Raw genomic sequence first — 25,617 nt, forward strand, 5'->3', positions numbered from 1 at the left:
TTGGCGCGAACTTACGGGCATTCCGAACAATGACGGAGGACCACTGGAATGGACGCACTACAAACCGCACAATACGCACGTGCCCTTTACTCGGCACATGGTGACCGCGCCGAGGCGGAAGCCGCGCTGAAAATGCGCGAATGCGAGGCCGCCGGAAACATGCAGCAAGCGCAGGACTGGCAGGCGGTTCGTCAGACCATCCGCCAAATACGCGGGCCAAATCAGGGATAGTCAGAGTTTTGGATCGGGGTTGACGGTATGGCCGTCCACGGCGATCACCTGCCCCGACACCAGCCGTGCCGCATCCGACGCGAGGAACACGGCCATATTCGCTATGTCCTGTCCTTCTACAAAACGCCCCATTGATGTGCCGGACGCGTAGCCGTCATAAACCTGGTCACGGGTCATGCCCTTGGCCGCCGCCTCGCGCTCTAGCACGCCCTCCATGCGCGGTCCTTCCACAGCGCCGGGGCAAATGGTGTTACAACGCACGCCAAACGGCCCAAGCTCCATCGCCAGCGTCTTGGCCAAGCCGATCACTCCCCATTTCGCCGCCGCATAGGGCGCACGATTGGGGTATCCGTATTGTCCGGCAGTTGACGAAGTGATCACCACCGCCCCGCTATTCTGACGCTTCATGATCGGCGCAGCGTATTTCGCACATAGAAACGCACCTTCCAGATTTACCGACAGGCACGCCTGCCATTCCTCAACCGCCACATCTTCGATCGACGCCGTCGGCCCCGCGACACCTGCATTTGCGCACAGCGTATCCAACCCGCCCCATTCGGCTTCGATCCGCGCGAATATGTCTGCAACAGCCGTTTCGTCTGCGACGTTGATTTCAGACCGTCTCCAGTGTGAGGGGCAATGCGACAAAGCCTCTGGGTCCAGATCGGCTACCCAGACCTGCGCACCCGCCGCGTCAAACGCCTCGGCCATGGCCCGACCGACGCCCGAAGCGCCAGCCGTGATCAGGACACGCCCGCTCATGACGGTTTGCGGATCGCGGCGCCCGCGCCTTCGGGATATGGCAAGCCCGCCTGAGCTTCGGCAATCCGCGCCATCGCCGCCTCAATCTCGGCCGACGGAGCACTGGGGCGGCGGGTTTCAAGGCTGACATGCAGCAGAAAACTCTCGCCCGTGGCCAGCAGCTTGTCACCCTCGTACATGCTGTGGAAAACATGCAGTTTCTTGCCCTGCCCCAGCAGCAACTGCGTGCGCACCGCGATCTTCGCGCCTGCATGCACTTCGTCGATATAGCGGATGTGGTTCTCGGCGGTGAAATAGCTGCCACCCGAGGCTATATAGTCCGCATCACAGCCCATGATCTCCATGAACCGATCCGTGGCGGCGGCGAACGCCTCAAGATACCGCGCCTCGTTCATGTGGCCGTTATAGTCCGTCCAATCCAACGGAACCGCACGCGCGACGGTCAGGATCGGCTGGCTCAGATCGGCTTGGTCGATCGTCGGCAAGGCACCGGGCTTCAATACGGAATCATGCTGGTTCAGGACCGCCCCCGCACCCCAGTTCTGCGCCTTGAGCGCCCGCATCATCCCCACAAGATTGTTGTCTCGGATACGCTCCAACTCGCGGATCGAGTGCATCCCCGACTGCGCATCCGACTGGTCAGCGATCATGTCCACCAACTCATCCGTAAATTCGGGCACGTCCATCAGCTTGGTCCAGGGCCATTTCAACGCAGGCCCGAACTGCGCCATAAAGTGCCGCATCCCGGCCTCGCCTCCGGCCACGCGGTAGGTCTCGAATAAGCCCATCTGCGCCCAACGGATACCAAAGCCCATGCGGATGGCTTCGTCGATTTCTTCGGTGGTGGCGATGCCGTCCTTGACCAGCCAAAGCGCCTCGCGCCAAACGGCCTCAAGAAAACGGTCCGCGATATGGGCGTCGATCTCTTTCTTGACGTGCAGAGGGAAGAACCCCACGGATTTCAACAGTTCTTGCGCACGTGCCACCATTTCGGCTGGGTTCCTGTCGGTCGGAACCAATTCGATCAAAGGCAACAGGTAAACCGGGTTGAAGGGATGCGTCACCACGATCTGTTCCGGACGCAGAGCACCCTCCTGCAACTCCGACGGCTTGAACCCGCTGGTCGACGACCCGATGATCGCATCTGGATCACATGCTTCCTGCAAGCCCCTGTAAACCTTCACTTTCAGGTCCAAACGCTCTGGCACACTCTCCTGTATCCACTGCGCCCCATGAACGGCCTCAGACATGTCCGCATGGAAGGTCAGCGCGCCCTCGGGCGGCAGTGGCACCTCGCTCAACCCCGGCAACGACCGCCGCGCATTGTCCAGAACTTCTCCAATCTTGCGCTCGGCCTCTGGGTCCGGATCAAAGACCCGCACATCCCAACCGTTCAGCAGAAACCGTGCAGCCCACCCGCCGCCGATCACGCCACCACCAATGATTGCCGCTGTATTCACTTCGATCCGCCTCTTCATCTGGCCGAAAATATCCCGGGGGTCGCCATCTGTGGCGCCACTGGTACAAGCCCAGATGGCGACGGGGCTGGCCCCAAATCCGCGCCTACTTCGCCACCGGTGCGCGCTTGACCAAGCCAAGCTTCTCACGCACCTCTGCAGGCCCAATCACCCGCGCGCCCATATTCTCGATGATGGTCCCGGCACGTTCCACCAACTGCCAGTTCTCGGCCAGCACGCCCTTGTCCAGCCACAGGTTGTCTTCCAGACCGACGCGCACGTTACCACCCGCCAATACAGTAGCCGCAACATAGGCCATCTGGTTCCGACCCAAAGAGAACGCACTGAACGTCCAGTCATCAGGCACGTTATTCACCATCGCCATAAAGGTGTTCAGGTCATCCGGCGCACCCCACGGCACACCCATGCACAGTTGAACCAAAGCGTTGGGTTCCAAAACTCCCTCTTTCACCAATTGCTTGGCGAACCAAAGATGACCGGTGTCAAAGGCTTCGATCTCGGGCTTAACCCCCATATCGGTCATCATCTGCCCCATCGCCCTCAGCGCACCGGGGGTGTTGGTCATGACATAATCGGCCTCGGCAAAGTTCATGGTGCCGCAATCCAAGGTGCAGATCTCCGGCAGACACTCCGCGATATGCGCCACACGCTCGGACGCGCCAACCATGTCGGTGCCCTCGGCCACTGGAAACGGGGATTCCACCCCACCAAACACGATGTCCCCGCCCATCCCGGCCGTGAGGTTCAACACAACGTCCACATCAGCGTCGCGAATGCGGTCTGTCACCTCGCGATACAGGTCCAGACGACGGCTGGGCACTCCGGTTTCCGAATCGCGCACATGGCAATGGACGACGGCGGCCCCAGCCTTAGCCGCAGCGATCGCACTGTCTGCAATCTGCTGCGGTGAGCGCGGCACATGCGGGCTGCGATCCTGCGTTCCGCCCGATCCGGTTATGGCACAGGTGATGAAGACTTCGCGGTTCATTTCCAGAGGCATGACGTTTTCCCCAAGTTATACCCGGTTTTGCCCTAGGTTTTCCCCAGACTTCTCCCCGGATTCTGATTTGCTTTCGTGCCCGAGTCTGACGCAGCTTTGTGGAAACACTTGCCAGAATGCGAATCAGACTTGATGAAATCCGCAAAAAACATACTGCAACCCGAACATCGCGCCCTGAAAACAGCGGTTTTGGTGCTGGATGAATGCAACACGCTCAGCTTCGCTTCGGCCGTTGACCCGATGCGCGCAGCCAATCGACTTGCAGATCGCCCCGCATTTGACTGGGACTATGTAACCGCTACAGCGGAACCAGCCCTGCTGACCAGTGCCCTGACCGTTCCCGGAATTCCCCTGGCCCGTCTGCAAGGCTGCGATCTGATGATCGTGGTTGCCGGGTTCCAACTGGCGCGCCACGCGACACCCAGCCTGCTGGCCGGTCTACGCCGCATTGCCAGCGGCGGCGCAACCATGGCCGGTATCGACGGTGGCCCCTGGCTACTCGCCGAAGCGGGACTTCTGGACGGACATGCCGCCACCACACATTGGGAAGACCTGGACAACTTCGCCAACCGGTTCCCCGAAGTTGACGTGCGCCCTGATCGTTTCACGGTCTCGGGCAATCGTCTGACATCCGGCGGGGCTATTCCGGCCGTTGAGATGATGCTGCACATAATCGCTGCCCGGCACGGGGCAGGCTTTGCCGCGCGGGTGTCCGGCCTGTTCCTCTATGACGGTGCCCCTGCCCCGACAAAACCGCAAAGTCGCATCGGCGCCCCGCACCGCCACACGGCGCTGACGGCCAAGGCCAACACCCTGATGGAATCGTCACTGGACGAACCCTTACCGCTTTCCGACATTGCCGAGACCCTTGGCACCAGCCCGCGCACCTTGCAGCAGCAATTCCGCCTGCGCCTGAACACCACGCCGCAAGACCACTATCTGCAACTGCGCCTGGCCGAGGCGCGCCGTCTGGTCACCGACACCGACATGCCCCTGATGGATGTGGCGCTGGCCACGGGCTTTGGCTCACAATCCAGCTTCGCCCGCGCCTTCCGCACCGCCCACGGCCTCTCGGCCCGCGATCTGCGACAAGAGCGGACACAGCCCACTCATCACTGACCGGATCCCCCTTCATCTGGCTAAAAATATCCCGGGGGAGTCGCGCGGCACGCGCGGCGGGGACAGCGCCCCCTAGAACGGCATCGGATGCGCGCGGTGCGCCTCGGTAATGTCCGCCAACACCTCATCGGATAGCTGTAGGTCCTTGCCATTCAGTATGTGGGCAAGCTGCTCAACCGTTGTTGCGCCAAAGATCGCCGATAACATGAACGGCCGAGTCTGACACCAGGCTAAGGCCATATGCACCGGGTCCAATCCATGACGCGCAGCAACCTCAAAGTAGGCGTCAACCGCATCAAACGCGCGGGACCGATGCCGTCCACCCATTTCAGGAACCAGTGACATGCGCGACCCTTCGGGCACCACGCCCCCCTGATACTTGCCGGTCAGGAACCCTGCAGCCAGAGGCGAAAAGGCCATTAACCCCACATCCTCATGCACGCTCAACTCGGCCATATCCGTATCGAAATGCCGGCACATCAAAGAGTACTCGTTCTGCACCGAAGCGACACGTGGCCCCACCCCGTCCTCAGCCAGACGCAACCATTGTGCGGTGCCCCAGGCACTTTCGTTCGACAGGCCAAAAGCGCGGATGTTGCCCTTGTCGACCTGCGCTTGCAGCGCCTCAAGGCAGTCCCGCATATTGTCCAGCACCTCGTCTGTTTTGTGACCCGACGGCGCGTAGGTCCAGTTCTGACGGAACATATAGCTGCCCCGATTGGGCCAGTGAAATTGATACAGGTCGATACAGTCCGTTTTCAGGCGACGCAGCGAGCCTTCGATCGCCTCAGGGATTGTCTGACCCGAAATAGGCGCACCATCACGCGCATGCGCGAAACCGGCCCCGGAATGCTTGGTTGCCAGAACATAGTCAGCACGCCGCGCAGGGTTTGCGGCGTTCCAGTTACCCAGTATCTCTTCGGTGCGCCCTACCGTCTCTTTTGAAATTGGGTTGACCGGATACATCTCAGCCGCATCGACAAAGTTGATACCGGCCTCCAGCGCCATTTCGATCTGTGTATGCGCATCGGATTCGGTGGTCTGCGTACCAAAGGTCATCGTGCCCAGACACAGGTCCGAAACCATGATATCCGTGCGGCCCAAGGGCTTCATTTCCATCTTTCAATCTCCTGAAAATATCATTGAAGTAAGGCGTTATGCCTCGGCCTTCATCTCCCACCGGCCCGATTCCTCGGACCAGTACTTGGCCGCGCATCCGGCACCCGTCAACGCCTTCCATTGCCCCCGGGCATGCTGAACCGCCTGCGGGTCATTGCCGTCAAACAAGATGCACACACGTTCCAGAGCGTTCACCTCATCGGGTTCGACAGGCGCGCCATCGACGGCCATCACGCAGGACGGCCCGTTGGCTGCCTGCATCTCAGTCGTCAACAAAATGGGTTGCTTCGCGTCATGAGGGCCACCCGCCCGGCCATGAGGCAAAAACCCATCTTCCGGCCCCTGCCACAACCTTTCGTCCAGCCAGTCCATCCGCGCGGGATCAGTACCCCGCACGGCGATCTTCCACCCGGCCTGCCGCGCCCTGTCCAGAAGAACCGGCAAGGTGTATTCCAGCGGCTGGCGGGTCAGGTGGTAGAAATAGACAGCGCCCACGGACTTACTCGAAATTGTCCTGAACAAAGCGGCTCAGTGCGCGCACGCCCCACCCGGTTGCACCTTTAGGCGCATAGGATGTTTCAGCCGCAACCGAGGCGACCCCGGCAATATCAAGGTGAATCCACGGGGTATCCTCTTTCACAAAGCGCTGTAGGAATTGCGCAGCTGTGATGGACCCCGCAGGCCGTCCGCCCACGTTCTTCATATCCGCGACACGTGACTTTAGTTGGTCGTCATAGGGCTTACCCAATGGCATCCGCCAGGCACCCTCGTCCTCGGCCCCTGCCGCCTTGAGGAACGCATTGCAGAACATGTCGTTGTTCGAGAACACGCCCGCATTTTCGTGTCCCAACCCGATAATGATCGCGCCCGTCAGCGTGGCCAGGTCAACCATACCTACGGGGCTGAACCGCTCTTGCGCGTACCACATGACGTCGCACAGGACCAAACGGCCTTCGGCGTCTGTGTTGATGATCTCGACCGTGTCACCCTTCATCGACTTGACCACATCGCCCGGGCGCGTTGCGTTGCCCGAGGGCATGTTCTCAACCAGCCCAACCAGCCCGACCACATTGGCCTTGGCCTTGCGCTTGGCCAGCGCGCGCATGGTGCCCGCGACAACGCCCGCGCCGCCCATGTCCATGGTCATGTCTTCCATACCACCCGCAGGCTTCAGCGAAATGCCGCCCGTGTCGAACACAACGCCCTTACCGACCAGAGCCAACGGAGCATCGCCTTTGTCACCACCATTCCACTGCATCACCACAACCTTGGACGGGCTGACCGAGCCCTGCCCCACGCTCAGCAGCGTGCGCATTCCCAGCTCTGCCAGCTTGTCTTCTTCCAGAACCTCGACCTCGAGACCCAGGTCTTTCATCTCGGCCAGACGGTCGGCAAATTCGGTCGTGGTCAGGACGTTGGCAGGTTCATTGGTCAGATCACGCGTCATCCGTACGCCGTCCGCCACGGCATAGAGCGGGGCAAACGCAGCCTCAACCTCATCCGGCTTTTGGTGACTGATCGTGACAGCGGCGGTGCGCTCAGACTCTTTCGACTTGTGTGCGTCGAAATCATAGCTGCGCAGTGCGATCCCAAGGGCCAGTTCTTCAGAACGGACCTGATTGCCCGCCATCACAAGGATATCGCGATTGTCTGACAGCTTCGCCAGTTTTGCGCCGGCCTTGCGCGCCTCAGCCGCGTCGGGACGGCGTGGCAGAACCAGAATGTCCAGTGCCTCGGCCGCCATGCCGGTTGGCCACGCAAGCGACACAACATCGCCTGACTTCACCTTTTCAAACCGATCACTTTCGACCAGACGCGCCACGGCTCCACGCGTCAGACGGTTCGCACGTCGAACGGCGGGGCTCATCTTACCGTCCGGTGAAAGGATGATGACCACGCGGCCTTCGGCCTGCGCCATTGCGTCAACGTCAAAAGCCTGAAACTGGATCGGGATAAGACTGCTCATTGCGAACTCCTGAAAATCTGTTCCCCAAGACCTAGCCCGCACTGACCGTATTGACCAGATAGCAGTTTTCCCCGGCTGGCAATTGCAGTACAGTCTCGAAAAAATTCCGACAGGATCGGGGGAGAATACAGTGGCAAGACAGGGCAGGCATAAGCCATCGCTTCGTGGCGAATGTCGTTGTGATTCCGCTCTGACTTTCTTTGGCCGCCACGCCGATCAAGATGTGGCGAGGTCGAAGCCGTGATACTCGATCGTTACTTCGCTCGCCGTTTCATCCAGAGCTTTCTGGTCATAGGTGGAATATTCCTTACGCTGTTGATTCTGATCGACCTAATTGAACAGGTCCGCAGGTTTGACGAGGTTGACCTGTCGTTCGGCAAACTGTTGCATCTGACTTTGCTCAACACACCATCAGCCATCAGTGAAATGCTGCCGCTGCTGGTAATACTTTCGACGATTGCACTTTTTGTCGGCCTTGCCCGCAGTTCAGAACTGGTCGTGACCCGCGCGATTGGCCGGTCTGGGATCAGGGCGCTATTGGCTCCGGCAACGCTGGCCCTGATCATCGGTGCGGTTGCCGTGGCTTTGCTGAACCCCATCGCGGCGGCCACGTCCGAAGAATTCAAAAGACTGTCGGACACGTACAGAAACAACGGTGGATCGGCCTTTTCGATCAGCAGCGAAGGCTTGTGGCTACGGCAGGGGTCTCAGGACGGGCAGTCAGTCATTCAGGCTCGTGGGACGTCAAACGGGGATACGCTGAAGCTGAAGCAGGTTACGATCATTACCTTCTCTCAGGATGGCACCCCGATTCAGCAGATCGTTGCAGACAGCGCGGAATTGCAGGACGGAATCTGGACCTTGCTGAATGCCAAGGTCTGGTCTTTGGCAGAAGACATCAATCCAGAAGCAAACGCCGTGGAACACGCGCGCCTCGAGATACCCACATCACTTACCCGTCAACGTATTCTGGACACACTGGGGCGACAGGGATCAGTCTCGGTCTACGACCTGCCTCAACTCATCCGTGACCTCAGCGAGGCCGGGTTTTCGACCAAACAGTACGAGGTCTGGCTGCAAGTTCAGCTGGCCCGCCCGATCTTTTTGGTCTCGATGGTGCTGATCGGAGCAGCCTTCACCATGAGGCATGTCCGATTTGGCGGTACGGGGATCGCGGTCCTGTCAGCCGTATTGTTGGGTTTCGGCATCTACTTCGTGCGCAACTTTGCCCAAATTCTAGGGGAAAACGGACAATTACCTATCTTTGTAGCGGCCTGGGCGCCGCCCTTCGCAGCCATTCTTCTGTCACTCGGCCTGTTGCTGCACGCGGAGGACGGCTGATGCGGCTAGTTTCCTGCCTGCTTTTGTCCGGTGCGCTTGCGCTGGTCCTGCCTTTGGCCGCAGGTGCCCAGAATCAACCAACCGAAACAGCGCCGCAAAACGCTGCGCAGGAAGACGAACCGGCCCTGCTGGTTGCCGATCGCGTGTTTATCACACCGCAAAGAGTGCTGGTCGCCGAAGGCAATGTCGAAGCGTTTCAGGGCGATATCAAGGTTACCGCTGAACGGATAACCTATGACCGCGACACAGGGCAGTTGACGCTGGACGGGCCAGTCCGAATTGATCAGGGGGGCGCAACGACCCTACTGGCTGACTCGGCCGAGTTGGACAGCGGCATTCAGAACGGGCTGTTGATCGGCGCTCGGATGGTGTTCGAACAGCAAGTCCAAATTGCATCCGTTCAGGCCAAACGCGCGGCGGGCCGCTATACCCAGTTCAGCAAGGTTTCGGCAACATCGTGTCACGTGTGCGCGAATGGGAAGCCGCCGATTTGGCAGATACGCGCGCGAAAGGTCACCCATGACCAACTGGAACGTCAGCTATATTTTGAGGGCGCACAGTTCCGAATTCGGGACATTCCAGTTTTCTATTTTCCCTACCTGCGCCTTCCGGATCCAACCCTGGACAGGGCGACTGGCTTCCTGGTGCCGTCGGTTCGCACCACATCGCAGTTGGGAACCGGTATTCAAGTGCCGTATTTCTTCAAGTTGGGTGATCATAAAGACCTGACACTAACCCCTTACGTGTCCTCCAAGACCAAGACGCTGGGTTTCAGATATCGCCAGGCATTCAAACGCGGCGGCATTCGGGTGTTGGGGGCGTATACCAAAGATGACCTACAGCCCGGAGAGGAGCGCGGTTACCTGTTTGCCGATGGCTGGTTCAATCTTCAGGACGGTTATCGTTTTACATTCGACCTTAAAACCACGTCCGACGACTCGTATCTGGCTGACTACGGTCTGCCGGATTTTGACCGGCTACGCAGTGAGGTCGCGTTAGAGCGGATAAAAAGGGATACCGCTTTCCGCACCAGCTTTATCCACTACAAGACTTTGCGCGACAGCGAAGATCAGGACGAAATCCCGTCTCGAATCTTCGATCTCTACTACGAGAAACGCCACTTCCCGAACGCGCTGGGTGGTGAGGTGCGGTTGGGGTTCAACGCGCACGCTCATGAACGCACCAGTGACGAAGATATCGTGGGCCGGGACGTGGCACGGGCGACGTTTGATGCTGAATGGATGCGCAGTTGGGTATTTACCACCGGCCTGCGGGCAGACGCCCGGATCGGCGCATCAATCGACACATTCAATATCCGCCATGACAGCGATTTTCCCAGACAGGTCAACCGCACGACTCCGCGGGCCGCGCTCACTCTGCGCTATCCGATGTCCCGGCGGGACAAGTCGGGCGCGACTCAGGTTCTCGAACCTATCGCTCAGGTCGGTTGGACACACGTATCGACGAACGATGTTCCTATCGACGAAAGCACCTTTCAGGAATTCGACCAGGGCAACCTGCTGTCCCTTTCTCGTTTCCCGGCACCGGACCGGCGCGAAGACGGGCCGACCGGTGTAATTGGCGTCAACTGGGCCCGCTATGGTGCCCAAGGTTGGCGCGCGCTGGCGACGGTTGGGCAAGTATTCCGCGCCGACGCTGACCCCGAATTCAACCTGACGTCCGGCCTACAGGGTACGTCTTCGGATCTGTTGATTGCGGGGCAGTTGCAAACAGCGAACGGGTGGTCTCTGGCAGGGCGCGGCCTGTTGAACGGGGATTTCAGTTTTGCCAAGGCCGAGATGCGCGCAGCGTGGAGCAAGCAGGCGACGAGCGTATCGGGCAGCTATGTCTGGCAAGAAGCCGATCCGGATGAAAACGCGGACGACAAAATTTCCGAAATACGCGTGAATGGCCGCTACCGCGTTGACCAGAACTGGCTCACCCGCGCGTTTGCGCGTTATGACCTAAGCGAATCCGAACCAATCCGCTATGGGTTGGGCGTGACCTACCAAAACGAATGTGTACAGGCCAATATGGTCGTGAGTAGACGATTTACCGCGTCATCGAGTATTGAGCCTTCGACAGAATTCGGCTTTACCGTAGCCCTGACAGGTTACTCTGTCGAAGGTGGCGGCCAACAGTTCAAGAGAAGATGCAGTTGATATCACGTTTCTCCAATTTCATTCGCTCAGGGTGGCTTAAACCAGCCGCCCCGGTTCTGGCCGCCGCTGTGCTGGTTTTCGCCCCCGTAGCGGGTCAGGCGCAAAGCCCGTTTTCGCCTGCGATCAAGGTCAATCAGGACATCGTCACATGGTACGAGCTGGACCAGCGCCAGCAATTCCTGGCGGCTCTTGGCGCTCCGGGCGCGTCCGCGGATGAGGTCCGGCAGGCGTTGATCGACGACCGGCTTCGCAAACAGGCCATGAATGAGGCGGGAATCGAAATCAGCCCCGAAGATGTGCAGGTTGGCATTGACGAGTTCGCCGCACGGGGGCGCTTGTCGACGGATCAGTTCCTGCAACTTTTGGCCGACGCAGGCGTTTCTCGGGAAACAGTCAGGGATTTTGTCGCGGACCAGCTATCGTGGCGCGATTATATCAGCGCTCGTTTTCTGTCACAGGCTCGCCCCTCGGAAGATGAGATCAATAGGGCGCTGGGTCAGGCTGGCGGCGGCGGACTACAGGTGCTGATGTCCGAAATCATCATCCCGGTAAATCAGCAAACGGTAGCCCAGGCCGAACTTCTGGCGGATGAGATTGCCCAATTGGAAGGCTATGACGCTTTCTCGGCTGCTGCCACTCAATATTCTGCCGCTGGCACGCGAAACAATGGCGGGCGGCTAGACTGGTTGAACCTTACGAACCTGCCTCCTGCTTTGCAGCCGGTCATCCTGGGCCTCAAGAACGGCGACATCACACAGCCGATCACCCTTCCCAACGCAATCGCCCTGTTCCAGATGCGTGGCTTGCGCGAAGTTTCCACGGGCGCTCCGCGTTACTCCAAGATTGACTACGCAATCTATAACCTGCCGGGTGGACGCAGCCAAGAAACACTGGCGCGCGCCGCAAAGCTACGCGAAGAGATAGATACATGCGACGATCTCTACGGGATCGCAAAAGACCAACCAGCACAGGTTCTACAGCGAATCGAAGCCAGCCCTTCGGAAATCCCGCGTGATGTTGCATTGGAATTGGCCAAGCTGGATCTAAACGAAATCTCCACGGCTCTGACCGGAAATAACGGCCAGACCCTCAAGTTCCTGATGTTGTGCACGCGTACCCTTGACCGCGGTGAAGAAACCTCGCGCGTTGATGTCGCGAACGCGCTGACCCAACAACGTCTGGAAGCCTTTTCCGAAAGCCTTCTTGAGCAGCTGCGCGCAGACGCAACGATCATCGAACAATGATCGCTCCAATCGCGCTCAGTTGCGGCGACCCCGCCGGAATTGGCCCGGAGATTGCAGCAAAAGCGTGGTCCGAGTTGCGCGAAACCTGCCCGTTTTTCTACATCGGGGATGCCGCGCACCTGCCCGAAGGAACCCCTACGCAAGTCATTGGCAGCCCGCAGGAAACGCTCGATGTTTGCTCTAGGGGTTTGCCTGTTTTTCAGCTCGACTTTCCCGAACCCAACTACCCCGGACAACCCACTGCCGCCAACGCGCCCAGCGTCATCGATGCAATAGAGATGGGCGTCTCAATGGTTCAATCTGGCGCGGCCTCGGCCCTGTGCACGGCCCCGATCCACAAGAAGGCACTGATTGACGGGGCCGGGTTCGCCTACCCCGGCCATACCGAATTTCTTGCAGCCTTGGCCGGGCGCAAGCGCGTTGTAATGATGCTGGCCAGCGACAAGTTGCGCGTGGTACCTGCTACGATCCACATCCCCCTGTCTCGCGTCGCGTCCGAGTTAACGCCAGACCTGCTGCGCGAAACGATCGAAATCACCGCCGAAGGGCTGCGCACCCAATTCGGGATCGCTTTTCCCCGCATCGCCATTGCCGGCCTCAACCCTCATGCAGGCGAAGGCGGCAAGATGGGGCATGAGGAGTTGGACTGGATCGGCCCGTTGATCTCTGACCTACCCTCAGAAAGCTACATTGTCAGCGGCCCGCACCCCGCAGACACGATGTTTCATGCCGCTGCGCGTGCGCACTATGACGCAGCCATCGCAATGTACCATGATCAGGCGTTGATCCCGATCAAGACGCTGGACTTCGACCAGGGCGTAAACGTGACGCTCGGCCTGCCTTTCATACGGACATCACCTGACCACGGCACCGCGCTCGATATTGCAGGGCAAGGTATCGCCAACCCGTCCAGCCTGATTGAGGCTTTGAAACTCGCCCACCGCATGGCAAAAAGCTCTTGATCCTTCACCTGGCTGAAAATATCCCCGCCGGAGGCAAAAAATCTATGGTGCACGCCATCCCTCCTGCGCCACGGTAAACTGAGAATGAGCGCTATCGACAATCTTCCGCCCCTGCGCGAGGTCATCGCAACCCACCAGCTTTCGGCTCGAAAGTCGCTGGGCCAGAACTTCTTGCTGGACCTGAACCTGACCGCCAAGATTGCGCGTCAGGCCGGGGACTTGTCAGAGTGTGATGTGCTGGAAATCGGTCCCGGTCCCGGCGGTCTGACTCGGGGATTGCTGTCCGAGGGCGCACGAAAAGTGGTCGCGGTCGAGAAAGACACGCGCTGTATTGCTGCCCTGAACGATATTGCCGCCGCATATCCCGGCCGTTTGGAGGTCATCAACGGTGACGCGCTCGAGATTGACCCGCTGGCCCATCTCACACCGCCAATCCGCGTTGCGGCCAACCTGCCCTACAACGTCGGAACTGAGCTTCTTGTGCGGTGGCTGACACCCCCTGATTGGCCCCCGTTCTGGCAAAGCTTGACCCTGATGTTTCAACGCGAGGTCGCCGAACGGATCGTCGCCCAACCCGGCAGCAAAGCCTATGGCCGTCTTGCCATCCTTGCGCAGTGGCGTGCCGAGGCCCGTATAGCCATGTCGCTGCCGCCCGGAGCGTTCACACCTCCGCCCAAGGTCTCAAGCGCCGTCGTCCATCTGACCGCCCTGCCCGAGCCGCGCTATCCCGCCAACCCCGCCACGCTATCTCGTGTCGTGGCCGCAGCGTTCAACCAACGTCGCAAAATGCTGCGCGCTTCCCTGAAGGGCGTCGCACCGAATATCGAGGATAGGCTTTTGGCGGCCGGCATCCAACCAACCGAACGGGCTGAACAAGTGCCGCTGGAAGCCTTCTGCGCGTTATCGCGCGAGGTCGACAAAGGCTGAAACAAAAAAAGCCCCGAGTTGAAACCACGGGGCTTTGTTTTGAACTTGATGCCAGAGCTTACTCAGCCGCTTCGGGCGCATCGCCTTTGTCGGACGGCGTTTCTTCCTTTGCAGCAGCCTTGGGCTTGCGCGAGCGCGGCCTCCGGGCTGGCTTTTCCTTTTTCTCGGTGGCTTCGCCTTCGGTGCCCTTGCTTTCCGGGGTCTCGACCAAACCGGATTCCGGCGACGCGGCCTCGGGCGCAAAGTCCATCACATCGGGCTGCGGAGCTTCTGCCGGATCCGCCTGACGTGCCGCTTCGCGCTCCTGACGCTCGGCGCGTTCACGATCACGCTCGGCCTGGCGCTCGCGGTTCTGTCGCTCCTGCTCCTCCCGACGCGCTTCCATTTCGCGTTGCGCTTCACTCAGCAAGCGCAGGTAATGCTCGGCGTGTTGCTGGAAGTTTTCGGCGGCCACGCGGTCATTGGACAGCTGCGCGTCACGGGCAAGCTGGTTGTATTTGTCAATGATCTGCTGGGGCGTGCCACGCACTTTACCCTCTGGGCCCGAGCTGTCGAAAACCCGGTTTACTACGTTGCCGCCAGAAGGACGATTGCGGTTATTCTTGGCCCGCGAGCGGGATTTGGAAGATCTCATCTACTTTAGTCAGCCTTGTCATTCGATGTCGATCACCTCGCGACTTGCACTGCTCGAAGGCTATTGCTGTGACGCGATGTCGACTTTTTGGGCTTGGCGTCAGGGGCGCGCTGTAACGGCGTCAACCTCGCTGACTAAACCTGAGTAAACATGTCCAGCGCGCACAGACAAGGGGGTTGTCAAAAATTTCGCAGCTTTTTTACATCAATCGGCGTATTTCAGCCTCAGTACGCACCGTCACTGCGGCATTCTGGCAAAAACGACGCGGTCGCGACCGTCCAAATCGGGAATTATCCGTGTCTCGGCCAAGCCTGCGGCATCAAACAAAGCCGACACGCTTTTACCCTGCGAAGGCCCAATTTCGACCAGCAACCGTCCGCCGGGCATCAGAAAATCGGGAACTTCCGCGGCAATGCGGCGATATGCGCCAAGACCATCGCCTTCGTCCGTCAGAGCCATGCGCGGTTCATGCTCACCCACTTCGGGTGAAAGGTCTTGCATTTCATCCAGCGCAATATACGGCGGATTGGAAACAATAATGTCAAATTTGCCCTCAATGTTCGCGCACCAATCAGATTGAAGAATCTCCACCCGGCTTTGAACTTGATGCTGAACCGCGTTCGCGCTGGCCTGAAGGCACGCAGCCTCGCTTAGATCCACGCCTACCCCCAAAGCACTTTCCCTTTCCGCCAACAACGTAATCAGGATACACCCTGACCCGGTGCCGAGATCAAGAACATGGTCAAACGGTTCACTCAGCGCGGCCTCGACCAGCACTTCGGTTTCGGGACGTGGGTCCAGAACGTCGCGGCTGACACGGAAACGACGGCCGTAAAACTCTCGCTCACCCAGCAAATGGGAAACAGGTACCCTGATCGCCCGCAGCGAAATCAGTTGGTCGTACCGCTCGGCTATCTCTGGCGAAAGCTCCTCGGGCGCGATCAGCGTGACGCGGCTTGCTTCGATGCGGGCTGCATGGGCCAGCAAGACACGCGCGTCTCTTGCCGGGTCAGCAACCCCAGCGGCCCTCAGACGGGCCGTTGCAGCGACCATCGCCTGTGCCGCTGTCAGCGCCCCGATCATCGCGACATCTCTGCCAGCAGGCGCGCCTGATCATCTGCCGTAAGCGCGTCGATCACATCATCAAGGTCCCCCTGCATAACCTGATCCAGCTTATAAAGCGTCAGGTTGATACGGTGGTCCGTCATGCGACCCTGCGGAAAGTTATACGTTCTGATCCGTTCGGACCGGTCACCCGAACCTACCTGACTAGCCCGGTCCGCGGATCTTTCGCTGTCTATCCGTTGGCGCTCTAGATCATAGAGGCGTGTCTTGAGCACCTGCATCGCGATTTCCCGGTTTCGGTGCTGTGACTTTTCCGAACTTGTCACGACCAGACCAGTTGGAAGGTGCGTAATCCGCACTGCTGAATCCGTTGTGTTCACATGCTGACCACCCGCGCCAGAGCTGCGCATCGTGTCGATACGGATATCATTCGCTTCAATCTGAATATCCACATCTTCAGCTTCAGGCAGCACGGCGACGGTTGCAGTCGATGTATGGATACGGCCACCGCTTTCGGTTTCTGGAACGCGCTGAACACGGTGCACACCGGATTCATATTTCAACCGGGCAAAGACGTTGTCGCCCTTGATATGCGCCACGACCTCTTTGATGCCGCCAAGGTCCGATCCTTGTTCCTCGACGATTTCAAATCGCCAGCCATGCGCTTCGGCATAGCGTTGATACATGCGCAACAGGTCTCCGGCGAACAGCGCGGCCTCATCCCCTCCGGTTCCGGGACGGATTTCCAACATTGCAGGACGCGCGTCCGCAGCATCACGCGGCAGCAAGGCCAACTGGAGCGCTTGTTCCGCGTCAGGGATGCGGGCTTGCAGGTCGGGGATTTCTTCTTGGGCCAGTTCCTTCATGTCCGGATCGGCCAGCATCGCCTCGGCCTCGGCCAAATCCGTCACAAGTTGCCGCCACGCCATGATCTGATCGACCACCGGCTTGAGGTCAGAGTATTCCTTGGCCAAAGCCGCGATGTCCCCGCCCGCGGCACCGTCTGACATGGCCGCCTCGAGGTATTGGAATCGCTGAGTTATCTGTTCTAGTCGTTCTTCGGGGATCATCCCCGGGGGTGTCTAGCAATCCGGGGCTTTGGTCAAGGGCCGACCGTGTGCTAAGCTGCGGCGCATGAGATGGTTTACGCTTGCTCTGACGCTGTTTTCCACCCCCGCCATGGCCGATTATGTCGGTCCGGACGGTAAGGTTCGTGACTGCTATTGCACCGACACATCCGGCACACGCATCGAACTGGGCGAGATGATCTGCCTGCAGGTTGATGGCCGCATGTTCATGGCTCAGTGCCAGATGTCTTTGAACGTCCCGATGTGGCGCGAAGTGCAGGAAGGTTGCCTGTCCTCAGGACTTGAGAGCGGCCAACCACCCATCAACTCGGTTACGGTTTACCCCGAAATCTGATCGCCCAAACCTTAGACGTCCGTAAATACGCAGCGTATCCCCATCCTGCTGCACAGTGGTGTAGTCGGGAAAACCGACGACCTTGGTACGGGTGACGTATGTGATCATCCCTTCATCCACCGATCCGGCGAGGACAGAGGTCCGCGAGGAACTGAGCGCGACTTGGTTCAAATGAGCCAGCCCATCGGGGCCGGTTTCGACGATACGGAAAACGCCGCCCTTCATATCTCGGTTTACGTCACCGACCGGAGGAACGTGCCATCGCGTGGGATCAGACGGCGCCAATCGTATGTAGGCACCCAGCAGAACAACCAGCGCAACCAATAGCCATATAAACATAATTTTCATCCCGATCCTGTCCTCAGGGAAACCATATTCTGTTTGCAGGACCGGACAAGGCGCAGCACCGCATCTTACCGTGACGTAACACCGGGCAGGATACACAGCAGCTCGAACAACAGGTTGGCCGCTGTAAGCGCCGTGTTGCCTGAAGGATCATAGGGCGGGGAAACCTCAACCAGATCGCAGCCCACCACGTTCAGCCCCCTCAACGCCTGAATCAATTGCAGCGCCTGCGGAGTGGTCAGCCCGGCAATTTCCGGCGTTCCCGTTCCAGGGGCGAAAGATGGATCGAGGCTGTCGATGTCGTATGTGATGTAAACCGGATGCTCACCTATGTCCTTGCGAATTTGCGATCCGATAACTGTCAGGTTCTGCTGCCAAAGCTCCCAGGCCGGGAACTGGCGAAAGCCCCAGCCCTTGGCCTCGGTGAAGTCCGACGCCGCGTAGCCAGAGCCCCGGATACCGATCTGGAAGGTCTTGTCAGGAACGATCAAGCCTTCTTCAAAGGCGCGTCGGAATACCGTTCCGTGGGTCTCTTTCTCACCAAACATCTCATCATTCACATCCGCATGCGCATCCACATGGACCAAGGCCACGGGTCCATGCCTGTTCGCAATCGCCCGCAGGATCGGCAAAGTGATCGAGTGATCGCCCCCCATCGCAACGGGAATCACCTGCTGGGCGAGGATGGCGTCATAGCTCTCCTTGATGATTTTCAGGCTTTCTGACAGCGAAAAGGTATTGATCGCCAGATCGCCTATATCCGCGATCTGCAGACTGTCGAAAGGCGCCGCATAGGTGGCCATGTTGTAGGGACGGATCATCGCGCTTTCGGACCGAATTTGTTTGGGTCCGAACCGCGTGCCAGACCGCCATGAGGTTCCGATATCCATCGGAATTCCCAAAACGGCCACGTCCAGCGCAGCCAGAGATTCAGCCTGCGGCAATCGCATGAAAGTATTCGGCCCCGAAAATCGCGCCAGGTCGTTGCCGCTGATCGGTTGATTGAAATCTGTCATCCGTTTGTATCTCCCGTCGGACCGGTTTGCTTTTTGATACCGGCGGTATGGCTAACCAATGGTTAAGCCCTCAGCTTGTTCCAACCCAACAGGCAAATAATCTGCGTCGCCACATGCGCGCCTGCGATCGCCGTTGCGCCGGACGTGTCAAACGGCGGAGATACCTCGACTACGTCGCCGCCCTTGATGTTGATCCCGGCGATGTCGCGCAGGATGATCTGCGCTTGAATAGAAGTCAGCCCACCCCAGACAGGTGTACCGGTGCCCGGCGCAAAAGCAGGATCCAGACCGTCGATATCAAAGCTCAGGTAGACGGGGCTGTCGCCCAGAATACCCTTGATCTTCTGCGCGACGGCAGCGGGGCCGGATTCATAAACCTCGCGCGCGTCGATGATGTTGACGCCCAGCGTGTCCTCGTTTGTGGTGCGGATGCCAACCTGCACCGATCGCTTGGGATCGACGATGCCCGACTTCACCGCCTTGTAGAACATCGTGCCGTGATCCACGCGGGACATGTCATCATCAGCCCACGTGTCCGTATGCGCATCAAATTGCAGCAGGGACATGGGCCCGTATTTCTCGGCATAGGCTTTTAGGATCGGAAAGCTGATATAGTGATCCCCGCCCAGTGTCACCGAGGCCACATCCGCCGCCAGAATCGTCCTGATATGGTCGGTCAGAGTATCCGGAAACGCCGGGATATTGGCGTAGTCGTAGGCCATGTCGCCATAATCCACGATCGCCAGCTCACTCAGCGCGTCAAAAGGCCAGCCATAGGGCGCATCCGGAGACTGCAGAGCACTGGCCTCGCGGATTGCACGCGGGCCCAGCCGTGTTCCGGGGCGGTTGGTCACCGCCTGATCAAAGGGCACGCCCGTCACGGCGATATCAACGCCTTTCAGGTCTTTGGTATAAAGCCTACGCAAGAAGGACGTCGCCCCGCCGAACGTATTTTCGTATGACAACCCCTTGAGGTCAGGGTTGGTGAACGCTTCGTCTACCTGGTTCTTTGCATCTTCCAGTGCCATTTATTCCCCCCATCAGCCCAGTGGCTGCGCCTTTTCGACGACCCGCGCGAAGAAGGATGCCCCAATCGGCGCGATCTCGTCGTTGAAATTGTATTTCGGGTGATGCAGCCCGGCGCTGTTGCCCTGCCCCAGAAACAGGTATGCCCCCGGACGCGCATTCAACATATACGAAAAATCCTCAGCCCCCATTTCGCGCCCGGAGTTGGAGGTCACGCGGTCAGCGCCTGAGATTTCGCGAGCCACGCCAGCAGCGAAACCAGCCTTTTCAGCGTCGTTAATCGTGGCTGGGTAATTCACTTCGTAGTCTAGACGGGCCTGGACCCCGTAAGAGGCTGCCTGCCCTTGTACGATCTGCTCCATCCGTTCCATCACCATTTTCTGAACCAATGGATCAAACGTCCGAACAGTGCCGTTGATATAGGCCGTATCCGGGATCACGTTATTGACCGTGCCGGTGTGGATCTGCGTGACCGAAACCACCAGGTCGTCCAGCGCATAGTGGTTGCGACTGACAATGGTTTGGATCGCCTGCGCAATACCGCACGCGGCCATCACCGGATCGCGGGTCTCGTGCGGCATAGCCCCGTGGCCGCCAACACCCTGAACATAAACGTGGAATGTGTCCACCGCTGCCATGATTGGACCCGGAGTTGTATGAAAATCTCCCACAGGAATCCCGGGTGCGTTATGCAGCGCATAGACCTCGGAGATATCGAACCGATCCATAAGCCCTTCTTCGACCATGACGCCAGCGCCGCCGCCTTCCTCCTCGGCGGGTTGAAAGATCAGCGCCACGCGGCCACGGAAATTACGCGTCTCAGCCAGATACCGCGCGGCCCCCAACAGCATCGTCGTATGCCCGTCATGGCCACAGGCATGCATATTGCCCGGCTTGGTCGAGGCATACTCGACCCCAGTCTCCTCGGGGATCGGCAAGGCATCCATGTCAGCGCGCAGGCCGATTGTCGGCCCCTCGCCCTGCCCGTTGATGATCGCGACAATCCCGGTTTTGGCAATTCCTTCATGCAGCTCATCCACACCAAATTCGCGCAGCCTGTCAGCGACAAAAGCTGCGGTTTCATGACATTCAAACTCCAACTCGGGGATAGAATGCAGGTGCTGCCGCCAGGCGGTCATGTCGGCGGTGTAATCGGCAATTCGGTTGACGACGGGCATCTGGGGTGGACTCCTGATCCTGACTGCGGAATGGATGCATCTGACACCGGAACGAAAGGGTTCGCAATGGCCGAAAATCCTCTGATCCACGATACCGACGCAGGGATCGAACGCCTGCTGGAAATCATGCGCCGTCTGCGTGACCCGCAAACCGGCTGCCCGTGGGATATCGAACAGGATTTCGCCACCATCGCCCCCTATACCATCGAAGAAGCCTATGAGGTCGCCGACGCCATCGAGCGTGAGGCATATGACGAGCTAAAAGGAGAGCTGGGCGACCTGCTGTTCCAATCCGTCTTTCACGCGCAAATGGCCGAGGAAGCCGGGCACTTCACCTTTCAGGACGTGGTGCGCACCATGTCGGACAAGATGGTTGCACGTCACCCCCACGTATTCGGCGAGGAATCTCGCGACAAATCGGCCGAGCAGCAGACGCTGGATTGGGAAACCATCAAGGCGGCGGAGCGCGCTGGCAAGGAGCAGAAAGGTGCGCTGGACGGTGTGGCCGCAAACCTACCCGCCCTGTTGCGCGCGCATAAACTGCAAAAACGCGCGGCCCGTGTGGGGTTTGACTGGCCCGATGCCAGCCACGTGCTGGCCAAGATCACCGAGGAAGCTGCTGAGTTGGAGGAAGCGCGCGACAGCATGGACGCCGACGCGTTAGAGGATGAGTTCGGCGATTTGCTGTTCGTGATCGTCAATCTGGGTCGCCATCTTGGGATTGAACCCGAGGCTGCCCTGCGCCGCACCAACGCCAAGTTTACCCGCCGGTTCGAGCAGGTCGAGGCCCGCCTTGCGGCACGTGGCAAAACGCCGGCGCAAAGCGATCTGGCCGAAATGGACGCCCTGTGGGACGAGGTGAAAACCGAGGAACATCGCGCCAATGGCAAACTCCCGCCGGTGGATGCGGTGGCGGATACCTAAAACGGCTGGACAAGCCCCGGGACACTTGCGAGTGTCCGACCTTCACGACCCCCGGAGACACCCATGCCCCCTCGTAAAATCATCATCGACACTGACCCCGGTCAGGACGACGCCGTCGCCATCCTGCTGGCACTTGCCAGCCCCGATGAGATCGAGGTTTTGGGCATCACAGCCGTCGCCGGGAACGTGCCGCTGGACCTGACTTCCAAGAACGCCCGCATCGTCTGCGAACTTGCCGGACATACCGAGGTGCCGGTTTACGCCGGGTGCGACCGCCCGCTGAAACGAGCGTTGGTCACGGCAGAGCATGTGCACGGAAAAACCGGTCTGGATGGCCCGGACCTGCCTGATCCTCAGATGCAGCTGACCGAAGGCCACGCGGTCGATTTCATTATAGACACCCTGCGTGCGCATGAACCCGGCACGGTCACGCTGTGCCCGTTGGGGCCACTGACAAATATCGCGACCGCCTTCACCAAAGCGCCTGATATTGTGGATCGGGTGCAGGAAATCGTGTTGATGGGCGGCGCGTATTTCGAGGTTGGCAACATCACACCCACAGCGGAATTCAACATTCACGTCGACCCAGAAGCGGCTGATATCGTATTTAAATCAGGCCGTCCGATTGTGGTTATGCCGCTGGATGTCACGCACAAGGCGCTGGTCACGAAACCCCGCAACGATGCCTTCCGCGCTCTGGGAACCAAGGTCGGCATCGCCGTCGCCGAGATGACGGATTTCTTCGAGCGCTTCGACAAGAACAAGTACGGCTCGGAAGGTGCCCCGCTGCACGATCCGTGTGTCACCGCCTACCTAATCAAACCCGAGTTGTTCTCGGGCCGCTTTGTAAATGTCGAGATTGAGACCCAATCAGAACTCACAATGGGTATGACGGTCGCCGACTGGTGGCACGTCACCGATCGAAAGCCCAACGCGACATTCATAGGTGATCTGGACGCCGACGGGTTCTTTGCTCTGCTGACTGAACGGCTGGCCCGACTATGAGCGCGGCACTACGGCTTGCCCGCCCCGAAGATATGGACCGCTTGATGGGCCTGGTCGCTGCTTTCCACACAGAGGAAGGTATCGCTCAGAATGCGGATCAGACCCGCAACGCCCTGGCCCCGCTGTTAGAGGGCATCCCCCACGGATGTGTCTACCTGATCGGACCCGGACGGGCACCGCTGGGATATATCATCCTGACATTCGGCTGGTCCGTCGAATTTGGCGGCATGGATGGCTTTGTGGACGAGATTTACATTCGCCCCGCCGTTCGCGGCCGTGGAATTGCATCCGAAGTCCTGCTGGACTTGCCAAAAGCTCTGGCCGGAGCCGGTCTTACCGCCCTGCATCTAGAGGTCGACCGCACAAACGAGTCAGCTCAGAAACTGTATCTGCGCACCGGGTTCAAACCGCGCGATCGATATATGCTGATGAGCAAAAAGCTCTGACTTGAAGGCGATCACGGGCACCCCGCCCGTGACCCGACAGGTTTTCCTTAACGCGCTTCACCACGGTAAATGTAAGTGGGCGACTGCATTTCCTGAACTGGATCACCCGGGCTGACGGCGTCGCCGCTGATCGGGTACGTGCCGGGCCCTGCACAGGCCGCAAGGAAAACAGTGCTGATCACTGATGCTACGAGAAGGAACTTGGAACCAGTCATGGTATTCTCCTTTTCTGTAATATCATGATGATACGAGACTAAACCCTGCCCCAAATAGGGAAAAGTTCACACATAAGAAGATTTATGTTTGCTTTTGCCCCGAGTTTGTAAATTTATCATTCAATAACAACAAGAAAGAGCTCGAAAAAACTTCGCAGTTTTTGTCTGGCGCTGGGCTAGTCTCGCAGGTTCATCTCAAAAAACAGCAGATGGCCGTCTGTGATCTCGGGCATTTCCGAATAGGCGTCGCGCAACTGAAACCCCATCGACAGGTAAAGGCGTGTTGCAGCCTCCAGCGGTTTTCCCGTGTCCATCCGAATGAAATGGAACCCTTGCTGACGGCAGGTTTCGATCAGATCGTTCATGATCGCATACCCTGCGCCGGTGCCCCGCGCATTCTCATTCACGAAGACTCGCTTGATTTCAGCCACACCGGGTTCAATCGTATGATACATTCCGCACCCGACCGCGCCACCATCCCTCAACGCCAACCGAACGCCCCCTGTGGGTGATGCGTGCTCGACCTCGATGGCGTCCATCAAACGGGCGTATTTCTCACGCGGATAGAACGTCCGCACAATGCGCTGAGATTTTTCGTCCAGCGTCAGCAGGAATTCGCGGTATTCCCAACACAAACGCCGGACCGCATCAAAGTGGTCCGGCGTCTTGGGTTCTATGATCGAAAGCAAAACCTGATCCTCGGCAAATGATACGAGGACCAGCCTAGCATTCAGCGCTTCAGGATCGAAGCCCCGGCGTATTCTGCGACTTCGCCCAGCGACTCTTCGATGCGGATTAGTTGGTTATACTTGGCCAACCGGTCGGACCGCGCCAGCGAACCGGTCTTGATCTGACCGCAGTTGGTCGCCACGGCCAGATCCGCAATGGTCGAGTCCTCGGTCTCGCCCGAGCGGTGGGACATGACGTTGGTATAGCGCGCGCGGTGCGCCATATCGACGGCGCGCAGGGTCTCGGTCAGCGAGCCGATCTGGTTCACCTTGACCAGCATCGAGTTCGCGCAGCCACGCTCGATACCTTCGGCCAGACGCGCGGGGTTGGTCACGAACAGGTCGTCGCCCACCAGCTGCACCTTGTCGCCGATGGCATCGGTCAGGGCTTTCCAGCCGTCCCAGTCATCCTCGGACATGCCGTCTTCGATCGAGATGATCGGGTAGTCTTTAACCAGCGCCGCCAGATACTCGGCGTTTTCCTCGGAGTTCAGCGAGATCTTCTCGCCCGACAGAACGTATTTGCCGTCCTTGTAGTACTCGGTAGCGGCGCAATCCAAGGCAAGGTGGATTTCTTGACCCGGTTTATATCCTGCCTTTTCAATGGACTGCAGGATGAAGTCCAGCGCTTCGCGTGTGGAGGCGATGTTGGGTGCAAAACCACCCTCATCGCCGACGCCGGTGGCCAGACCCGCTGCGGACAGTTCGCGTTTCAGCGTGTGGAACACCTCGGACCCCATGCGCACCGCCTCGCGGATATTCGCGGCCGAAGTCGGCATGATCATGAATTCCTGAATGTCGATCGGGTTGTCGGCGTGTTCGCCGCCATTAATGATGTTCATCATCGGCACGGGCAGAACGCGAGCCGAGGTACCGCCAACATAGCGATACAGTGGCTGGGTCGTGAAATCGGCCGCAGCCTTTGCGGTGGCCAGCGAAACGCCCAGAATGGCATTTGCCCCCAGACGGCCCTTGTTGTCGGTCCCGTCCAGTTCGATCATCGCCTGGTCAATGGCGACTTGTTCGGTTGCGTCATAGCCAACCAGTTCTTCGGCGACCTCACCATTGACTGCGGCGACAGCCTCGAGCACGCCTTTCCCCATGTACCGCGCCTTGTCACCATCCCGCTTTTCAACGGCTTCGTAGGCTCCGGTCGAGGCACCCGACGGCACCGCCGCGCGGCCCATCGTGCCGTCTTCCAAAATCACGTCCACCTCAACGGTCGGGTTGCCCCGGCTGTCCAGAATTTCGCGTGCGTGGATGTCGATGATTGTGCTCATGAGGCCGATCCCTGTGGCTGCA

The 25,617-nt window shown here is 59.1% G+C and carries 27 protein-coding genes; 11 read left to right on the forward strand and 16 right to left on the reverse strand.

Going from position 1 to position 25,617, the window contains the following annotated elements:
* Positions 1-48 precede the first annotated feature (48 nt).
* Positions 49-231, forward strand: coding sequence for a hypothetical protein (locus ACR0B7_RS00995; protein ID WP_170382941.1), 183 nt, complete (start codon positions 49-51; stop codon positions 229-231).
* Here the strand turns inward: ACR0B7_RS00995 and ACR0B7_RS01000 are convergent, their stop codons facing one another.
* The 3 genes from ACR0B7_RS01000 to bcoG form a co-directional block, all read right to left on the reverse strand.
* The gene (locus ACR0B7_RS01000; RefSeq protein ID WP_170481582.1) at positions 232-993 is read right to left on the reverse strand and encodes an SDR family oxidoreductase; all 762 of its coding nucleotides are present in this window, start codon (positions 991-993) and stop codon (positions 232-234) included.
* Entirely contained in the window at positions 990-2,471 is a 1,482-nt protein-coding gene (locus tag ACR0B7_RS01005; RefSeq protein WP_170576615.1) for a carnitine 3-dehydrogenase, read from the reverse strand. The genes ACR0B7_RS01000 and ACR0B7_RS01005 overlap by 4 nt, the downstream gene beginning before the upstream one ends.
* Before the next feature lie 85 nt (positions 2,472-2,556).
* Positions 2,557-3,471, reverse strand: a complete 915-nt coding sequence (bcoG, locus tag ACR0B7_RS01010) for a 3-dehydrocarnitine:acetyl-CoA trimethylamine transferase BcoG (RefSeq protein ID WP_170481578.1) — start codon at positions 3,469-3,471, stop codon at positions 2,557-2,559.
* A gap of 132 nt (positions 3,472-3,603) precedes the next feature.
* Between bcoG and ACR0B7_RS01015 the strand changes: the two genes are divergently transcribed.
* Entirely contained in the window at positions 3,604-4,590 is a 987-nt protein-coding gene (locus ACR0B7_RS01015) for a GlxA family transcriptional regulator (protein ID WP_170481575.1), read from the forward strand.
* A 72-nt stretch (positions 4,591-4,662) separates the two neighbouring features.
* Here the strand turns inward: ACR0B7_RS01015 and ACR0B7_RS01020 are convergent, their stop codons facing one another.
* Genes ACR0B7_RS01020 through ACR0B7_RS01030 form a run of 3 tightly spaced genes read right to left on the reverse strand, consistent with a single transcriptional unit; the run spans position 4,663 to position 7,675 of the window.
* Positions 4,663-5,709 carry an aldo/keto reductase gene (locus tag ACR0B7_RS01020; protein ID WP_170481572.1) on the reverse strand — a complete coding sequence of 349 codons (1,047 nt, stop codon included), beginning with the start codon at positions 5,707-5,709 and terminating at the stop codon, positions 4,663-4,665.
* A gap of 36 nt (positions 5,710-5,745) precedes the next feature.
* Complete coding sequence (locus tag ACR0B7_RS01025; RefSeq protein ID WP_170481569.1) at positions 5,746-6,204, reverse strand: DNA polymerase III subunit chi; 459 nt, start codon at positions 6,202-6,204, stop codon at positions 5,746-5,748.
* Between the two features lie 4 nt (positions 6,205-6,208).
* Positions 6,209-7,675, reverse strand: a complete 1,467-nt coding sequence (locus ACR0B7_RS01030) for a leucyl aminopeptidase (protein ID WP_170481564.1) — start codon at positions 7,673-7,675, stop codon at positions 6,209-6,211.
* Between the two features lie 240 nt (positions 7,676-7,915).
* On the opposite strand from ACR0B7_RS01030, the gene lptG reads away from it, so the two are divergent.
* The 5 genes from lptG to rsmA all read left to right on the forward strand — a co-directional run bounded on the left by lptG (position 7,916) and on the right by rsmA (position 14,311).
* Entirely contained in the window at positions 7,916-9,016 is a 1,101-nt protein-coding gene (gene lptG / locus ACR0B7_RS01035) for an LPS export ABC transporter permease LptG (RefSeq protein ID WP_170569605.1), read from the forward strand.
* The gene (locus ACR0B7_RS01040; protein ID WP_170481558.1) at positions 9,016-11,178 is read left to right on the forward strand and encodes an LPS assembly protein LptD; all 2,163 of its coding nucleotides are present in this window, start codon (positions 9,016-9,018) and stop codon (positions 11,176-11,178) included. Before lptG ends, ACR0B7_RS01040 begins: the two co-directional genes overlap by 1 nt.
* A complete protein-coding gene (locus ACR0B7_RS01045; protein WP_170413585.1) occupies positions 11,169-12,422 on the forward strand; it encodes a peptidylprolyl isomerase in 1,254 nt (417 codons plus the stop codon). Before ACR0B7_RS01040 ends, ACR0B7_RS01045 begins: the two co-directional genes overlap by 10 nt.
* Entirely contained in the window at positions 12,419-13,384 is a 966-nt protein-coding gene (pdxA, locus tag ACR0B7_RS01050) for a 4-hydroxythreonine-4-phosphate dehydrogenase PdxA (RefSeq protein ID WP_170576616.1), read from the forward strand. The genes ACR0B7_RS01045 and pdxA overlap by 4 nt, the downstream gene beginning before the upstream one ends.
* 84 nt (positions 13,385-13,468) lie before the next feature.
* Positions 13,469-14,311: a 16S rRNA (adenine(1518)-N(6)/adenine(1519)-N(6))-dimethyltransferase RsmA gene (rsmA, locus tag ACR0B7_RS01055; RefSeq protein WP_480680755.1), complete on the forward strand. Its 843-nt coding sequence runs from the start codon at positions 13,469-13,471 to the stop codon at positions 14,309-14,311.
* Positions 14,312-14,369: 58 nt separating this feature from the next.
* Here the strand turns inward: rsmA and ACR0B7_RS01060 are convergent, their stop codons facing one another.
* The 3 genes from ACR0B7_RS01060 to prfA all read right to left on the reverse strand — a co-directional run bounded on the left by ACR0B7_RS01060 (position 14,370) and on the right by prfA (position 17,080).
* Positions 14,370-14,945, reverse strand: coding sequence for a DUF4167 domain-containing protein (locus ACR0B7_RS01060; protein WP_170413593.1), 576 nt, complete (start codon positions 14,943-14,945; stop codon positions 14,370-14,372).
* 237 nt (positions 14,946-15,182) lie between these two features.
* Complete coding sequence (prmC, locus tag ACR0B7_RS01065) at positions 15,183-16,028, reverse strand: peptide chain release factor N(5)-glutamine methyltransferase (protein ID WP_170481549.1); 846 nt, start codon at positions 16,026-16,028, stop codon at positions 15,183-15,185.
* Positions 16,025-17,080 (reverse strand): peptide chain release factor 1, encoded by a 1,056-nt coding sequence (prfA, locus tag ACR0B7_RS01070; RefSeq protein WP_170576617.1) that lies wholly within the window; start codon positions 17,078-17,080, stop codon positions 16,025-16,027. Before prfA ends, prmC begins: the two co-directional genes overlap by 4 nt.
* Positions 17,081-17,144: 64 nt before the next feature.
* On the opposite strand from prfA, the gene ACR0B7_RS01075 reads away from it, so the two are divergent.
* A complete protein-coding gene (locus tag ACR0B7_RS01075) occupies positions 17,145-17,432 on the forward strand; it encodes a hypothetical protein (protein ID WP_170481524.1) in 288 nt (95 codons plus the stop codon).
* On the opposite strand, the gene ACR0B7_RS01080 is transcribed toward ACR0B7_RS01075, so the two are convergent.
* The 4 genes from ACR0B7_RS01080 to ACR0B7_RS01095 form a co-directional block, all read right to left on the reverse strand.
* Positions 17,373-17,780 carry a DUF1499 domain-containing protein gene (locus ACR0B7_RS01080; RefSeq protein WP_170481520.1) on the reverse strand — a complete coding sequence of 136 codons (408 nt, stop codon included), beginning with the start codon at positions 17,778-17,780 and terminating at the stop codon, positions 17,373-17,375. The two genes, ACR0B7_RS01075 and ACR0B7_RS01080, sit on opposite strands and share 60 nt — an antisense overlap.
* 65 nt (positions 17,781-17,845) lie before the next feature.
* On the reverse strand, positions 17,846-18,793 hold the full coding sequence (speB, locus tag ACR0B7_RS01085) for an agmatinase (RefSeq protein WP_170481516.1): 948 nt from the start codon (positions 18,791-18,793) through the stop codon (positions 17,846-17,848).
* Between the two features lie 62 nt (positions 18,794-18,855).
* A complete protein-coding gene (gene speB / locus ACR0B7_RS01090; RefSeq protein WP_170481513.1) occupies positions 18,856-19,821 on the reverse strand; it encodes an agmatinase in 966 nt (321 codons plus the stop codon).
* A 12-nt stretch (positions 19,822-19,833) separates the two neighbouring features.
* Positions 19,834-20,997, reverse strand: a complete 1,164-nt coding sequence (locus ACR0B7_RS01095) for a M20 aminoacylase family protein (protein WP_170576618.1) — start codon at positions 20,995-20,997, stop codon at positions 19,834-19,836.
* 66 nt (positions 20,998-21,063) lie between these two features.
* Between ACR0B7_RS01095 and mazG the strand changes: the two genes are divergently transcribed.
* The 3 genes from mazG to ACR0B7_RS01110 all read left to right on the forward strand — a co-directional run bounded on the left by mazG (position 21,064) and on the right by ACR0B7_RS01110 (position 23,372).
* Positions 21,064-21,921, forward strand: a complete 858-nt coding sequence (mazG, locus tag ACR0B7_RS01100; RefSeq protein WP_170482059.1) for a nucleoside triphosphate pyrophosphohydrolase — start codon at positions 21,064-21,066, stop codon at positions 21,919-21,921.
* Between the two features lie 63 nt (positions 21,922-21,984).
* On the forward strand, positions 21,985-22,926 hold the full coding sequence (locus ACR0B7_RS01105; protein WP_170481507.1) for a nucleoside hydrolase: 942 nt from the start codon (positions 21,985-21,987) through the stop codon (positions 22,924-22,926).
* Positions 22,923-23,372 carry a GNAT family N-acetyltransferase gene (locus tag ACR0B7_RS01110; protein WP_170481502.1) on the forward strand — a complete coding sequence of 150 codons (450 nt, stop codon included), beginning with the start codon at positions 22,923-22,925 and terminating at the stop codon, positions 23,370-23,372. Before ACR0B7_RS01105 ends, ACR0B7_RS01110 begins: the two co-directional genes overlap by 4 nt.
* A gap of 47 nt (positions 23,373-23,419) precedes the next feature.
* Here the strand turns inward: ACR0B7_RS01110 and ACR0B7_RS01115 are convergent, their stop codons facing one another.
* From ACR0B7_RS01115 to eno, 3 genes are all read right to left on the reverse strand, one after another.
* Complete coding sequence (locus ACR0B7_RS01115) at positions 23,420-23,587, reverse strand: hypothetical protein (RefSeq protein WP_170382892.1); 168 nt, start codon at positions 23,585-23,587, stop codon at positions 23,420-23,422.
* Positions 23,588-23,763: 176 nt separating this feature from the next.
* Entirely contained in the window at positions 23,764-24,276 is a 513-nt protein-coding gene (locus ACR0B7_RS01120) for a GNAT family N-acetyltransferase (protein WP_170481499.1), read from the reverse strand.
* Between the two features lie 41 nt (positions 24,277-24,317).
* Complete coding sequence (eno, locus tag ACR0B7_RS01125; RefSeq protein WP_170576619.1) at positions 24,318-25,595, reverse strand: phosphopyruvate hydratase; 1,278 nt, start codon at positions 25,593-25,595, stop codon at positions 24,318-24,320.
* Positions 25,596-25,617: the final 22 nt, after the last annotated feature.

The sequence above is a fragment of the Ruegeria sp. BB6 genome (assembly GCF_056539385.1).

Coding starts and splice junctions, on each gene's coding strand:
- pdxA (WP_170576616.1), top strand. CDS start 12,419: ATGATCGCTCCAATCGCGCTCAGTTGCGGCGACCCCGCCGGAATTGGC.
- ACR0B7_RS01015 (WP_170481575.1), top strand. CDS start 3,604: ATGAAATCCGCAAAAAACATACTGCAACCCGAACATCGCGCCCTGAAA.
- ACR0B7_RS01040 (WP_170481558.1), top strand. CDS start 9,016: ATGCGGCTAGTTTCCTGCCTGCTTTTGTCCGGTGCGCTTGCGCTGGTC.
- rsmA (WP_480680755.1), top strand. CDS start 13,469: ATGAGCGCTATCGACAATCTTCCGCCCCTGCGCGAGGTCATCGCAACC.
- ACR0B7_RS01005 (WP_170576615.1), bottom strand. CDS start 2,471: ATGAAGAGGCGGATCGAAGTGAATACAGCGGCAATCATTGGTGGTGGC.
- ACR0B7_RS01075 (WP_170481524.1), top strand. CDS start 17,145: ATGAGATGGTTTACGCTTGCTCTGACGCTGTTTTCCACCCCCGCCATG.
- ACR0B7_RS01080 (WP_170481520.1), bottom strand. CDS start 17,780: ATGAAAATTATGTTTATATGGCTATTGGTTGCGCTGGTTGTTCTGCTG.
- speB (WP_170481516.1), bottom strand. CDS start 18,793: ATGACAGATTTCAATCAACCGATCAGCGGCAACGACCTGGCGCGATTT.
- eno (WP_170576619.1), bottom strand. CDS start 25,595: ATGAGCACAATCATCGACATCCACGCACGCGAAATTCTGGACAGCCGG.
- ACR0B7_RS01045 (WP_170413585.1), top strand. CDS start 11,169: ATGCAGTTGATATCACGTTTCTCCAATTTCATTCGCTCAGGGTGGCTT.
- prmC (WP_170481549.1), bottom strand. CDS start 16,028: ATGATCGGGGCGCTGACAGCGGCACAGGCGATGGTCGCTGCAACGGCC.
- ACR0B7_RS01060 (WP_170413593.1), bottom strand. CDS start 14,945: ATGAGATCTTCCAAATCCCGCTCGCGGGCCAAGAATAACCGCAATCGT.
- prfA (WP_170576617.1), bottom strand. CDS start 17,080: ATGATCCCCGAAGAACGACTAGAACAGATAACTCAGCGATTCCAATAC.
- speB (WP_170481513.1), bottom strand. CDS start 19,821: ATGGCACTGGAAGATGCAAAGAACCAGGTAGACGAAGCGTTCACCAAC.
- ACR0B7_RS01030 (WP_170481564.1), bottom strand. CDS start 7,675: ATGAGCAGTCTTATCCCGATCCAGTTTCAGGCTTTTGACGTTGACGCA.
- mazG (WP_170482059.1), top strand. CDS start 21,064: ATGGCCGAAAATCCTCTGATCCACGATACCGACGCAGGGATCGAACGC.
- ACR0B7_RS01000 (WP_170481582.1), bottom strand. CDS start 993: ATGAGCGGGCGTGTCCTGATCACGGCTGGCGCTTCGGGCGTCGGTCGG.
- ACR0B7_RS01095 (WP_170576618.1), bottom strand. CDS start 20,997: ATGCCCGTCGTCAACCGAATTGCCGATTACACCGCCGACATGACCGCC.
- bcoG (WP_170481578.1), bottom strand. CDS start 3,471: ATGCCTCTGGAAATGAACCGCGAAGTCTTCATCACCTGTGCCATAACC.
- ACR0B7_RS00995 (WP_170382941.1), top strand. CDS start 49: ATGGACGCACTACAAACCGCACAATACGCACGTGCCCTTTACTCGGCA.
- ACR0B7_RS01115 (WP_170382892.1), bottom strand. CDS start 23,587: ATGACTGGTTCCAAGTTCCTTCTCGTAGCATCAGTGATCAGCACTGTT.
- ACR0B7_RS01020 (WP_170481572.1), bottom strand. CDS start 5,709: ATGGAAATGAAGCCCTTGGGCCGCACGGATATCATGGTTTCGGACCTG.
- ACR0B7_RS01105 (WP_170481507.1), top strand. CDS start 21,985: ATGCCCCCTCGTAAAATCATCATCGACACTGACCCCGGTCAGGACGAC.
- ACR0B7_RS01110 (WP_170481502.1), top strand. CDS start 22,923: ATGAGCGCGGCACTACGGCTTGCCCGCCCCGAAGATATGGACCGCTTG.